We start from the raw sequence: 12,285 nt of genomic DNA on the forward strand, positions 1-12,285 counted from the left end.
GAGAGTGGCTCTGGGCAACAATTTCCCTGTGCTCGCGGGCTACGGGTCGGTCAGGTCCAGGAGGGCGACAGGCGCGCGGCGAGGGATGCGGCCTGGGCGTAGCCGGCGCGGGCGGCGGCAGGGCGCAGGGTGATGTCCATGCCGTTCGGGCCGAACAGGTGCTCGGAGTCCTCATCCGGGACGACGGTCTCCACGTGGCTGCCGGAGGCGCGCAGACCGGCGACCTGCGCCGCGAGGTCGGTGCCCCACGCCGCCGGGGTCAGCGAGCGGCCCCCGAACGGCGACATCACGAGCACGCGGGCGTAGCCGGCCGCCAGGTCGGCGTTCTCCGCGTTCGCGCGGAACCCGCCGTCCAGGTAGCGCTCGTCCCCGATCCGGTACGGCAGCCCGCTGGAGCAACTCGCCGCGATCGCGTCCGCCAGGCCGACGCCGCTGTCCCGGTCGAACACGACCGGCTCGCTGGTGCGGGCGTCGACCGCGGTGATCTGGATCCGCCGGTCGGGCCACTCCTGGCGGGGCAGCCGGGCAGCGACGGTGGAGCGCCACCGCTCCGACCACGAGCCGTCGGACGCGGCATCCAGCTCGAGCGCTGAGGCGCACAGCCGACGACGATAGTCGGCTGCGTCCGTGGACGCGGCTATCAGCGAGGTCAGCCGCTCGAGGTGGTTCACCACGGGTGCGGCGCCGCGCTGGCTCGCCCCGCTCGCCGCGGGCGCGGTCTGCGCCCGGCTGGGCAGCGTCAGCGCCGCGGCGTACAGATCCGCCGGGGTCGCGTCGGCGATACCGGCGGCCGCGGTGGAGCCGGCGGAGGTGCCGATCGTGAGATCGGGAGCCGTCACATCCACTCCGGCTTCGTACAGACCGGCGACGACGCCGATCAGCCAGGCGTTGCCGGTGGAGCCGCCGCCGCCGAGGACGAGCGCACGATCCCGAGGGGATGCGGGAATGGGGGAGTGCAGGGGTGAAGAAGGTGTGTTCATGGGAGTCGCCTTTCGCGCGATGCGTTCGGGCGCTCCCGGTGGCGACTACTTCAGTCGCGCGATCGTGGACTGCAGGGGAGCGCCCACTGGTGATGCTGGGAACATGGGTCTCACCTCCTGCCGGTCGAACACGATCGGCTGAACACTAGCACGCCGACGCCGCCCGCGCTGCCGTGGCCGCGCACTCGGGCTGTCAGCGCGAGACGTCGAGCAGCTCGTCCTCGACGTCGGCGTCCGTCCGCTTGGCGCGGCGACGGCGCTCCCGCTCGGCCGCGCGCGCTTTCTCGGCGGGGTCGTCCGAGTTGAGCTTGCGATACTCCGTGACCAGCGCATAGGCGAGACCGAAGAAGCCGATCAGCGCGAAGATGATCCACTGAATCATGTACGACCAGTGCAGTCCCTCATCCTGCGTCGGGGGAGCAGTGACGGTCGGCGTCGGGGCGGTGGCGGGCGCGGGGTCCTCGGTGTCGAGGAGTCCGTACGCGCCGGTGTAGACGTCGGCGCCGCCCAGCTTCTGCTTCACGACGGAGAGTTGGATGGTTCCCACCTGATCGCCGGTGGCGGAGCGTCCGGGGATGGCCGGCTCGCTGCCCTTGAGCCGCGCGACCACGGTCACCGTGCCCGCGGGTGCTGCCGGGACGTGGTCCGGTGCGTCCGTCGTGCTTCCGGTGGGGACCCATCCACGGTCCACGATGAACAGGGAACCGTCGGCCGTGCGGAGCGGGGTGAGTACTTCGAAGCCGGGGTTTCCGTTGAACGGACGGTTGCGGGCCAGCAGCTGCTGATCGCGCTCGTACGTCCCGGTCACCGTCACGCGCTTCCACTCCTGCGTGGGTGCGTACGAGCCGAGCGTCGCCAGTTCGTCGGTCAGCGGCGCGGGCTTCGAGTCGAAGTTGGCGGTCACCAGGGCGTTCGCCGCCGCAGCTTCCTTGCTGCGAGCGAGCTGCCAGTTGGAGAGGAAGCCGCAGGCGATGGCGAACGCGATCGCGAAGGCGAGGTAGCCCAGCCAGCGGCGCGAGAAAGCGAACCGCCAGCCCGAGGGTCTGGATGCGGTCACGCGATCGTCCTCGCGTTGTCCGGAGCGTCCGCGGATACGACGCGGAGCGGGAAGTCGCGCGCCGCCAGGAACTCACGGAGGAACTCCACGTGCTCGTCGCACGCCAGCCACACCTTGACGCGGTCCTCCGAGTGGATGCGGGGGTTGCGCCACTCGATGCGCCACGACGCGGTCTCCCGGCAGCCGGCGCGCGAACAGGTCAGCGGCGCGGGCTCGCCCATCCCGATCACTGGCCCTCCCGGTCGTCCTCACGTGGCCTCGCGGGTGGAGGCGTCAGAGGAACGATACCGCCTGGACGCTGGACGTCGGTCCGGCCCTGCTCCACGGAGACGTTGGCGATCACCACGGCGAAGTAGGGCAGGAAGACGGCGGCGACGAGGGGGACGGCGGCCCACCATCCCGGCACGATGACCGCGAGGATCAGGCAGAGCACGCGGACGCCCATGGCCACCGAATACTTGATCATCCGGTGCCGTCGCTCCTCATCGGGGGAGAGGGGGAGACTCGTGATCGACGGTGCTGAGGGCTTCTTCATGTGCGTTGAGTCCAGCGTACGTCCATAAACTTGGCCGTGACCCCGCGTGGGTCGAATCCGAAGAAAACAGTATTTCCTGAAGGGAAGCGCATGACCACGCCACGCACCGTCCTCGTCACCGGAGGCAACCGGGGGATCGGCTTCGCCATCGCCGAGGAGTTCGTCGCCCAGGGGCACCGCGTCGCGGTCACCGCGCGTTCCGGCGAGGGCCCGGAGGGCTCGCTCACGGTCCGTGCGGACGTGACCGACGCCGCCTCCGTCGACGCCGCATTCGTCGAGGTGGAGGAGAAGCTCGGCCCGGTGGAGGTCGTGGTCGCCAACGCGGGCATCACCAAGGACACCCTCCTCATGCGGATGACCGACGAGGAGTTCGACTCGGTGATCGAGACGAATCTCGGCGGTGCGTTCCGCGTCGTGAAGCGCGCGAACAAGGGGATGCTGAAGGCGCGGTTCGGCCGCATCGTCCTGATCTCGAGCGTCGTCGGCCTGTTCGGCGGCGCCGGCCAGGTCAATTACGCCGCATCCAAGGCAGGCCTCGTCGGCATGGCCCGGTCGATCACGCGGGAGCTCGGCGCCCGCGGGATCACGGCGAACGTCGTCGCGCCCGGCTTCATCGAGACCGACATGACGGCCGCGCTTCCCGAGGCGCAGCAGGCCGAGTACAAGAAGAGCATCCCGGCCGGCCGTTTCGCGTCCCCGACCGAGGTCGCGAAGGTCGTCACGTGGATCGCGGGCGACGACGCCGGCTACATCTCGGGTGCGGTCATCCCGGTCGACGGCGGCCTCGGGATGGGCCACTGACGCTCAGCCGCGGAGGCCGAGGAGGGGGAGCACCTGGGAGAGGTCGGGGCGGTCGATGACCAGGTCGGCCTCGGCGCGGACCTTCGGCTTGGCGTTGAAGGCGACAGCGAGGCCGGCCTCCGCCATCATGCGGAGGTCGTTCGCCCCGTCTCCGATGGCGACCGTCTGCCGCAGATGCACGCCCGCGGCGGCCGCCCAGAACAGCAGCGCCTGCGCCTTGGCGGCCGCGTCGATCACCGGACCGTCGACCTCGCCGGTGAGCCGCCCATCCCGTACCACCAGACGGTTCGCGCGCCAGTGATCGAGCCCCAGCCGCTCGCCGATGGGGTCCAGCAGTTCGTGGAAGCCGCCGGACACGACACCGACGACGCCGCCGGCCGCCTGGACGCCCGTCACGAGCTCCGGCACACCATCCGTCACCCGGATGCGTTCGCCGACATGCTGGAACACCGACGCCGGGAGCCCCCGCAGCGTGCGGACCCGCTCGCGCAGGCTCCGCTCGAAGTCGAGCTCCCCGCGCATCGCGCGCTCGGTGATCTCGGCGACCTCGGTGCGCGAGCCGGCCTCTTCGGCGAGAAGCTCGATGACCTCGTCCTGAAGCAGCGTGGAGTCGGCGTCGAGCACGACGAGGACGGACGCCGCACCGGAGGTCGACGTGCTATCGGGCGAGCCGCTCATGGAACGACGTGCACACCCTTGCCGACGACGGTGATGCCGGACTCCGTGACGGTGAAGCCGCGGGCGCGGTCTCGATCCGGGTCGACGCCGATCTGAGCACCCTCGGCGACCACCACATCCTTGTCCAGGATGGCGCGGCCGACGAACGCATTCGGCTCGATGATGGCGCGCTCGAAGACGACCGAGTCGATCACCTTGGCTCCGGAGTCGACCTTGGCCCACGGCCCGAGCACGCTGCGCTCGAGGTGCGCGCCCGAGATGACCGAGCCGAGCGACACGATGGAGTCGATGGTCGTGCCGAGCGCGCCGCGGCCGTCCCGCACGATCTTCGCGGGCGGCGAGTTGACGACCTGGCTGAAGATCGGCCAGCGGTTGTTGTAGAGGTTGAAGACCGGGAGCGCCGAGATGAGGTCCTGGTGGGCCTCGAAGAACGAGTCGATCGTCCCCACATCCCGCCAGTAGTAGCGGTCGCGATCCGTCGATCCCGGGACGTCGTTGTTGCTGAAGTCGTAGACCGCCGCCTCGTTCCGCGCGACGAAGTCGGGGATGATGTCGCCGCCCATGTCGTGGTTGGAGTCCGGCCGGTCGCCGTCCCGCACCACCGCGTCGATGAGCGCGTCGGCGTCGAACACGTAGTTGCCCATGGAGGCGAGCACCTCGTTCGGGGAGTCGGGGAGGCCGATCGGGTCGGTGGGCTTCTCGCGGAATGCCGCGATGCGCGACGGGCGGTCGGCCTCCACCTCGATGACGCCGAACTGGTCGGCGAGCCCGATCGGCTGCCGGATCGCGGCCACGGTGGCGGGTGCCCCGGAGTCGATGTGCGCCTGGATCATCTGGCCGAAGTCCATCCGGTAGACGTGGTCCGCGCCGACGACGACGACGATGTCCGGCTTCTCGTCCCGGAGCAGGTTGAGGCTCTGCAGGATGGCGTCCGCCGACCCGCTGAACCACCGCTTGCCGAGCCGCTGCTGCGCGGGCACCGAGGCGATGTACGAGTTCGTGATTCCGTCGAGGCGCCAGGTCTGGGAGACGTGCCGGTCGAGGCTGTGCGACTTGTACTGGGTCAGCACGACGATCTGGCGCAGCTGCGAGTTGATCAGATTCGAGAGGGCGAAGTCGATGAGGCGGTACTGCCCGCCGAACGGGACGGCGGGCTTCGCCCGGTCCGCCGTCAACGGCATCAGCCGCTTGCCCTCTCCGCCCGCGAGGACGATGCCGAAGATCTTCTTGCCTGGTGCCATGTCCATAACAGTAGAGGCGAAGTGATCCCTGTACTAGCGTTTCGGTCATGCGCGTCGACCTGCTCACTCGGGAGTACCCACCGGACATCTATGGCGGAGCCGGGGTGCACGTGACCGAGCTGGTGCGGGCTCTCCGTGCCGACACCGAGGTGATCGTGCGCGCGTTCGGCGAGCCGCGCGACGAGCCGGACACCGCGTCGTACCGCGTTCCGGCGGAGCTCGCCGACGCCAACGGAGCCCTCGCCACGCTGGGCGTCGACCTGCAGATGGCGCAGGACTGCGGGGGAGCGGATGTCGTCCATTCGCACACCTGGTATGCGAACGGCGGCGGTCACCTGGCGAAGCTGCTGCACGGCGTCCCCCATGTCGTCACCGCCCACAGCCTGGAGCCGTTGCGCCCGTGGAAGGCCGAGCAGCTGGGCGGCGGCTACCGCGTGTCCAGCTGGATCGAGAAGACCGCCTTCGAGTCCGCCGACACCGTGATCGCGGTGAGCGAGGGGATGCGGCGCGACATCCTGGCCTCGTACCCGGCGCTCGACCCGACCAAGGTCGTCACCATCTACAACGGCATCGACCTGGAGCGCTGGCAGCCGCTGCGCGACGACGAGCGGGCTCGCGCGCTCGGGATCGACCCGGAGCGTCCCGCCGTCATCTTCGTCGGTCGCATCACCCGCCAGAAGGGCCTGCCGTACCTGCTGCGCGCGGTGCGCCGGCTGCCTCCCGAGGTGCAGATCATCCTGTGCGCGGGCGCCCCCGACACCCCCGAGATCCTCGCCGAGGTCACGGGCCTGGTGGAGCAGCTCCAGACCGAGCGCGACGGCGTCGTGTGGATCGACCGCCTCCTCCCGAACGACGAGCTGCGGATCGCGCTCACGGCATCCACCGTCTTCGTCTGCCCGTCCATCTACGAGCCGCTCGGCATCGTGAACCTGGAGGCGATGGCCTGCGGGCTTCCGGTGGTCGGAACGGCGACCGGCGGCATCCCCGAGGTCATCGTGGACGGCGTGACCGGCCGGCTCGTGCCCATCCAGCAGCTCCAGGACGGCACGGGCACGCCGACCGACCCGGAGCGCTTCGTGGAGGACCTGGCGGAGGCCCTCATCGAGGTCGTGAGCGACCCCGAGCGAGCCGCCGAGATGGGCCGTGTGGGGCGCGAGCGCGCCGAGAACTCCTTCAGCTGGACGACCATCGCCGAGCAGACCAGAGACGTGTACCGCTCACTGGCCAATCGTCACTGATGGCTGCCGGGCGCAGGTAGGCTGGACGACATGGCCGACAGCGTTATCCGACTTTCCGACGTGTCCGTTGTCCGGGACGGCAACCCCGTCCTCCAGGGAATCGACTGGACGGTCGAGCCGGATGAGCGGTGGGTCATCCTGGGCCGGAACGGCGCCGGGAAGACGACGCTGCTGCAGATCGCCGCAGCCGCGCTCCACCCCAGCTCGGGCGAGGCCGTGGTTCTCGGTGAATCGGTGGGCCACACCGATCTGGCCGAGTTGCGGCCGCTGCTCGGTTTCGCGTCCAGCGCGCTGGCCCGGCGCATCCCGCGCAACGAGCGCGTCCTCGATGTCGTGATGACCGCCGCCTACGCGGTGACCGGCCGCTGGAACGAGCTGTACGAGGAGATCGACGAGCGCCGCGCGCGCCGGGTGCTCGCCGAGTGGCACCTCGACCACCTCGCGGACCGCACCTTCGGCAGCCTCTCCGACGGCGAGCAGAAGCGCGTGCAGATCGCACGCTCGGTCATGACCGACCCCGAGATCCTGCTGCTGGACGAGCCCGCGGCGAGCCTCGATCTCGGCGGGCGTGAGGAGCTGGTCAAGCTGCTCGGCGGCTACGCCAGCGACCCGAAGTCGCCCGCCATCGTCATGGTGACGCACCACGTGGAGGAGATCCCCCAGGGCTTCAACCGCGCGCTCCTGCTCGCGGAGGGCAGGATCGCCGCGCACGGGCCCATCGAGGACGTGCTGACGTCCGAGAACCTGAGCACGACCTTCGGCATCGAGGTCGAACTCAGCGAGACCGACGGCCGGTACACCGCTCGCGCCACGTCGGGCGAATGACCGCGGGCCGCCCGGCCATCTGCTAAACTCGATAGCTGGCCCCGTCGGGCCGAAAGCTTTCCGTCCTCACGCCGACCGGCGCGGACACGACCGAACACGACACGCAACAAGGAAGTCCTGATGAAGACTGGCATCCACCCCGACTACGCCCCGGTGGTTTTCCGCGACCTGGCCTCGGGTGCGACGTTCCTCACCCGCTCCACCGTCTCGAGCGACAAGACCATCGAGTGGGAAGACGGCAACACCTACCCGGTGATCGACGTCGAGATCTCGTCCGAGTCGCACCCGTTCTACACGGGCAAGCAGCGCATCATGGACTCGGCCGGCCGCGTCGAGAAGTTCAATTCGCGCTACAAGAGCTTCGGCAAGTAACCACACCTGCCGCACGAAGGCCCCCGTCCACTGGACGGGGGCCTTCGTCGTTCCGGCCGTACGGAAGGAGATTCGCACCTTTCGCGGCCGAATCTCCTTCAACACTGCCAATCGAAGGAGATTCGGCATGCGGTCTCCTTCGGCTCCGTTCACTGGGCGGGGGTCGCGGTCTGAATGGCGACACTCTGCGTCCTCCGGGCTGGGAATCGTGGTCACCCGCTTCAGGTCAGACTTAGAAAACACAACCTTCGGTGAGCCACCATTACCATCCCCTACTCGCGGAACGGGATGCAGGATGTCGTGACTTCGACATCATTCAGCGAAAGACCTTGAAGCACGCTCCGCGCTTCTGCCAGCAATCTTTCCTGCTCTTGGACATCCCCTGGTTTCACGATCACCCTTTTGAGCACTCGAGTCAGGGCTGATGTGTTCCCGCTTGCTGTTCCGTCTGCGATATCCGGCGACTCGAACTGCAACTTGGCGTATGGCACAACCTCCGAGCCACGAGAAAAGGTCCCCGAGTGGCTTGGCGCGAGTCCCCCAGATGCGATCGCTCGCCACTCTCTTTCGTCAGCGAACCCGCGATGCTTGATCGAGGCAAGTCCGGCAATTGCAACTGCTAAGCCCTCGAATTGTCTGCCTCTTGCCATCCCTGGAATGGGTGGAGGCGCCACCGTACCCACTGTGCGCTCAACCATTTCGGGGATCCACTCTTCGCCGTACCGGACTTTGGCGAAGTGAAGCCGCGCCGGCTGATGGCCCGCATAATTGTCGGTAGGGAGCGCGGCTAGCGACTCCAACTCTTTGCGGTCAAATCCAATTGAGTAAGACGCCTTGTAACCACGCCATTGCCCCAGCAAGTCGCCATCTTCGCTGAAGCAGGCTATATAAGGCCCCGCCTGCGGTGAGGACCGGACATCGACTGCCGCGGCGGCGTTTTCCAGAATCTCCCGTCGGTAGTCCGGATCGTCGTAGTTGGCCAGGTCTTCGGGTTCACGCGGCAGAGGCCGGACTTGAGAGGCGGCAGTTCGCAGAGCCGCGCCGAGGGCAGCGGCGCCGAGCCTAAGTTCGGACGCATCGTTGAGGTACCGATAGTCAGTCGCGCGGATGAAGTTGCATTGAAGGATCCCCTTGAAGCCTTCAATGGAGGTGTAGTGATAGACCAAGTCGCAACCACTCTCGCTGACCATCGATCTGCATCCGTTCGTTGGTGGTCGGTACTGCCAAGAAGATAGCGACGCATACTCTGCGTCGGCAATGACCATGTGAACGAGATACGGCGTCGGGCCGAAATGACTCAGTATCGCCCTTCTACCCGCGAACTTGATGCCCTGCTGGCCCCAACACGAAGGCCCCCATCCACTGGACGGGGGCCTTCGTCGTTCCTGGCCGACTGCGTATCGCAGGAGATTCGAACGTCTGTCGGCCGAATCTCCGTCAATCCTGCCAATCGACGGAAATTCGGCAGCCGATCTCCTTCGTTAGCAGACGTAGAAAGCCGGGCAGGCGGGACGGGTCAGTACGTCGTCTGGTAGTTGAGTCCGGCGTTCGCGGCCGCCACGACCACGATGATCGTGACGATGATTCCGAGGAGCAGGGCGACGAAGCCGATGATGATGGCCGCCAGGGCGAGTCCACGGCCCTGCTCGCCGGTTCGTTTGATCTGCGAGAGGGCGATGAAGCCGAGGATGATGCCGAGGATGCTGATGAAGAAGCTCGCGATGAACGCGACGATCGCCATCACATTCCAGCCGGGCTGCGCCGGGGCGCCGTACGGCTGGGCGTATTGAGGCTGCTGCTGCGGTGGCAGGGGCTGCGGGTTAAGGTTCGGATCGCTCATACCGCAGAGGGTAGCGGTGGGGGCCGACGTCCGAGTAGCCCCCAGGTGTCCGAGTAGCCCCCAGGTGTCCGAGTAGCCCCAAGGTGGAGGGATAAGCGTCGACGACGGCCGCCCCCGCGCGGGTCAGCGGAGGGGCCAGTCCCCGGAGGTCGTGAACTGCGGGTCGCGCTCGCGCCGCATGTACTCCTGGAAGTCCGCGGCCTGCTCCCGGCACCAGTCCACCTGGCGCAGGTGCAGCTCGGCCGCTTCCACGGCGAGGGCGTCGGCGTGGATGCGCGCGAGCGCCTGGGCGACACGGCCGGCGGCGATCGCATCCGCTCCGGCATCGTGCGCGGCGATCAGGTTCACGCCGTAGTGCGTGGCCGTGACGGTCAGGGTGCGCTTGCCGCGCCGGAACTTGTCCACGGCCTTGTCGATGACCAGCGGGTCGATGACCGGGCCGGGGGAGACCAGTGGGGCGACGTCGTGGCGGCGCGCCTCCCGGTCGAGCAGCGTGAAGTCGTAGGGAGCGTTGTAGGCGACCACCGGGATGCCACGGTCGAACAGGCTGCGCAGCTGCGCGACGATCGCGGCCACCGCGCGGGCGGGATCCATGCCGAGCTCACGCGCCTGCTCGGTCGAGATGCCGTGGATGGCCGTCGCCTCGGCCGGGATCTCGACCCCGGGGTCAACTAGCCAGTCGCGGCGGTGCAGCACTTCGCCGGTCTCGTCGAGGAGGCCCACGTGGGCGGTGACGATCCTGGCCGATTCGACGTCGATGCCCGTGGTCTCCAGATCGAAGACTCCGAGACGGTGGTGCCACGTGCTCATGCCCCCACGCTAAACACGACCACCGTCACGCCCGCGGAGGCACGCCGAGTGGTGAGTACCTGCGCGAATCCCGACCGGGTTGCGACATGATGTCGCAACTCGGCGGGCGCGAGGTCAGGAGCGGCGGGGCTCGATGTGCAGCCAGTAGAAGTTCTGGGTGCCGAGGGTGAGGGTGAAGCGGCCGTCCTCGGCGATTGTCGGGAACTCCGCCCCGCCGAAGAGGTCGTACAGCGCGCGACCGGCGAGCTCCGGCGCCTCGAGCGTGACCGACACGGGATTGTGCGCGAACGAGAAGACGCACAGCACGTCCTCGGGCTGGTCGCCGAAGTGCGTCCCGCTGCCGGCGTAGGTGCGCACGAACGCGAGCACCGACTCGTGGTCGGTCGGCAGCACGCGGATGTCGCCGAGCCCGAACACCGGGTGCGCCTTACGCACGTGGATGACGTTCCGGATCCAGTGCAGCAGCGAGCGGGACTGCGCGAGCTGCGCCTCCACGTTCACCTGGTTGTAGTGGAACACCAGCGACTGGACGACCGGGAGGTAGAGCTTTCCCGGGTCGGCGCTCGAGAACCCCGCATTGCGGTCGGGGGTCCACTGCATCGGCGTGCGCGAGCTGTCGCGGTCCGGCAGCCAGATGTTGTCGCCCATCCCGATCTCGTCGCCGTAGTAGAGGAACGGGCTGCCCGGCAGCGAGAAGAGCAGGGCGTGGGCGAGTTCGAGTTCGGCGCGGGAGTTGTCGAGCAGGGGAGCGAGCCGCCGCCGGATGCCGATGTTGGCGCGCATCCGCGGGTCGTACGCGTACCAGCCGTACATCGCCTGCCGGTACTCCTCGCTCACCATCTCGAGCGTCAGCTCGTCGTGGTTGCGCAGGAACACACCCCAGGCGGAGCCTTCGGGCACGTCGGTGGTCTCGGAGAGCACGCGGACCAGTTCGCCGGCCTGCTGCGACCGCAGCGCGTAGAAGATGCGCGGCATGACGGGGAAGTCGAAGGCCATATGGCACTCCGGCTCCTCCTCGCTGCCGAAGAAGGCCGCGACCTCGCGGGGCCACTGGTTGGCCTCGGCGATCATGATGCGTCCGGGGTACTCCCGATCGACCCACTCGCGCAGCTTGATGATGAACTCGTGGGTCTTCGGCTCGCCTTCGCCGTTGCCCTCGTCGGACTCGTAGAGGTAGGGGATCGCGTCCAGCCGGAACCCGTCGACGCCGAGGTCCAGCCAGAACTTGATCATCTCGTACATCGCCTCGTGCACGGCCGGGTTCTCGAAGTTGAGGTCGGGCTGGTGCGAGAAGAACCGGTGGAAGTAGAACTGGCGGCGCGCTTCGTCGAAGGCCCAGTTGGAGTCTTCGGTGTCGACGAAGATGACGCGGATGTCCGGCCACTTGTCGTCCGTGTCGTTCCAGACGTAGAAGTCGCCGTACGGCCCCTCCGGGTCGGAGCGCGACTGCTGGAACCACTCGTGCTGGTCGGAGGTGTGGTTGATCGGCAGGTCGATGATGATGCGCATGTTGCGCTCGTGCGCCTTGGTGACGAGTTCGCGGAACTCGTCGATCGTGCCGAACTCGGGCAGGATCGCCGTGAAGTCGGAGACGTCGTAGCCGCCGTCGCGCAGCGGCGATTGGAAGAACGGGGGCAGCCAGAGGGCGTCGATCCCGAGCCACTGCAGGTAGTCGAGCTTGGACGTGAGTCCGGCGATATCGCCCGACCCGTCGCCGTTGCTGTCGACGAACGAACGCACCATCACCTCGTAGAAGACCGAGCGGCGGTACCACTGCCGGTCGAGGGCGAGACCGGGCAGCGTGATGGGCGCAGTGAAACTCACGGTTCTCCTTGGGGCGGCAGCGTAGAGCGGGGGATGGGACGCGGGCGCGAGGTGCAAGCGATTGCACTGAGCCGAGTCTAGGGC

General features: G+C 68.1%; 14 protein-coding genes. 4 read left to right on the top strand and 10 right to left on the bottom strand.

Annotation, left to right across the window (positions count from 1 at the left end; all coding sequences use genetic code 11):
* Nucleotides 1-50 precede the first annotated feature (50 nt).
* The 4 genes from P3F85_RS06870 to P3F85_RS06885 all read right to left on the bottom strand — a co-directional run bounded on the left by P3F85_RS06870 (nucleotide 51) and on the right by P3F85_RS06885 (nucleotide 2,572).
* Complete coding sequence (locus tag P3F85_RS06870; RefSeq protein WP_374010497.1) at nucleotides 51-980, bottom strand: patatin-like phospholipase family protein; 930 nt, start codon at nucleotides 978-980, stop codon at nucleotides 51-53.
* Between the two features lie 193 nt (nucleotides 981-1,173).
* On the bottom strand, nucleotides 1,174-2,037 hold the full coding sequence (locus tag P3F85_RS06875) for an SURF1 family protein (protein ID WP_374010498.1): 864 nt from the start codon (nucleotides 2,035-2,037) through the stop codon (nucleotides 1,174-1,176).
* Nucleotides 2,034-2,258 carry a hypothetical protein gene (locus P3F85_RS06880; RefSeq protein WP_374010499.1) on the bottom strand — a complete coding sequence of 75 codons (225 nt, stop codon included), beginning with the start codon at nucleotides 2,256-2,258 and terminating at the stop codon, nucleotides 2,034-2,036. Before P3F85_RS06880 ends, P3F85_RS06875 begins: the two co-directional genes overlap by 4 nt.
* 5 nt (nucleotides 2,259-2,263) lie before the next feature.
* Nucleotides 2,264-2,572 (bottom strand): DUF3099 domain-containing protein, encoded by a 309-nt coding sequence (locus tag P3F85_RS06885; protein WP_374010500.1) that lies wholly within the window; start codon nucleotides 2,570-2,572, stop codon nucleotides 2,264-2,266.
* Between the two features lie 90 nt (nucleotides 2,573-2,662).
* Here P3F85_RS06885 and fabG point away from each other — a divergent pair, with 90 nt between their 5' ends.
* Nucleotides 2,663-3,373 (top strand): 3-oxoacyl-ACP reductase FabG, encoded by a 711-nt coding sequence (gene fabG, locus P3F85_RS06890; RefSeq protein WP_374010501.1) that lies wholly within the window; start codon nucleotides 2,663-2,665, stop codon nucleotides 3,371-3,373.
* Between the two features lie 3 nt (nucleotides 3,374-3,376).
* Here the strand turns inward: fabG and serB are convergent, their stop codons facing one another.
* Together serB and P3F85_RS06900 are read right to left on the bottom strand one after the other, a co-directional pair.
* On the bottom strand, nucleotides 3,377-4,051 hold the full coding sequence (serB, locus tag P3F85_RS06895) for a phosphoserine phosphatase SerB (protein ID WP_374010502.1): 675 nt from the start codon (nucleotides 4,049-4,051) through the stop codon (nucleotides 3,377-3,379).
* Nucleotides 4,048-5,292 carry a glucose-1-phosphate adenylyltransferase gene (locus P3F85_RS06900; RefSeq protein WP_374010503.1) on the bottom strand — a complete coding sequence of 415 codons (1,245 nt, stop codon included), beginning with the start codon at nucleotides 5,290-5,292 and terminating at the stop codon, nucleotides 4,048-4,050. The genes serB and P3F85_RS06900 overlap by 4 nt, the downstream gene beginning before the upstream one ends.
* A gap of 47 nt (nucleotides 5,293-5,339) precedes the next feature.
* Here P3F85_RS06900 and glgA point away from each other — a divergent pair, with 47 nt between their 5' ends.
* The 3 genes from glgA (at nucleotide 5,340) to P3F85_RS06915 (ending at nucleotide 7,727) form a co-directional block, all read left to right on the top strand.
* Nucleotides 5,340-6,530 carry a glycogen synthase gene (gene glgA, locus P3F85_RS06905; RefSeq protein WP_374010504.1) on the top strand — a complete coding sequence of 397 codons (1,191 nt, stop codon included), beginning with the start codon at nucleotides 5,340-5,342 and terminating at the stop codon, nucleotides 6,528-6,530.
* Between the two features lie 30 nt (nucleotides 6,531-6,560).
* Nucleotides 6,561-7,355, top strand: coding sequence for an ABC transporter ATP-binding protein (locus P3F85_RS06910; protein ID WP_374010505.1), 795 nt, complete (start codon nucleotides 6,561-6,563; stop codon nucleotides 7,353-7,355).
* A gap of 120 nt (nucleotides 7,356-7,475) precedes the next feature.
* Nucleotides 7,476-7,727, top strand: a complete 252-nt coding sequence (locus P3F85_RS06915; RefSeq protein WP_018191113.1) for a type B 50S ribosomal protein L31 — start codon at nucleotides 7,476-7,478, stop codon at nucleotides 7,725-7,727.
* Between the two features lie 272 nt (nucleotides 7,728-7,999).
* On the opposite strand, the gene P3F85_RS06920 is transcribed toward P3F85_RS06915, so the two are convergent.
* From P3F85_RS06920 to treS, 4 genes are all read right to left on the bottom strand, one after another.
* The gene (locus P3F85_RS06920) at nucleotides 8,000-8,917 is read right to left on the bottom strand and encodes a hypothetical protein (protein ID WP_374010506.1); all 918 of its coding nucleotides are present in this window, start codon (nucleotides 8,915-8,917) and stop codon (nucleotides 8,000-8,002) included.
* Nucleotides 8,918-9,243: 326 nt separating this feature from the next.
* Nucleotides 9,244-9,567, bottom strand: a complete 324-nt coding sequence (locus tag P3F85_RS06925) for a DUF4190 domain-containing protein (RefSeq protein WP_374010507.1) — start codon at nucleotides 9,565-9,567, stop codon at nucleotides 9,244-9,246.
* Between the two features lie 123 nt (nucleotides 9,568-9,690).
* Nucleotides 9,691-10,377: a 3'-5' exonuclease gene (locus P3F85_RS06930; protein ID WP_374010508.1), complete on the bottom strand. Its 687-nt coding sequence runs from the start codon at nucleotides 10,375-10,377 to the stop codon at nucleotides 9,691-9,693.
* A gap of 114 nt (nucleotides 10,378-10,491) precedes the next feature.
* Entirely contained in the window at nucleotides 10,492-12,201 is a 1,710-nt protein-coding gene (gene treS, locus P3F85_RS06935) for a maltose alpha-D-glucosyltransferase (protein ID WP_374010509.1), read from the bottom strand.
* Nucleotides 12,202-12,285: the final 84 nt, after the last annotated feature.

It is taken from the genome of Leifsonia sp. T36S-04 (assembly GCF_042465655.1).
GTDB lineage: Bacteria > Actinomycetota > Actinomycetes > Actinomycetales > Microbacteriaceae > Leifsonia.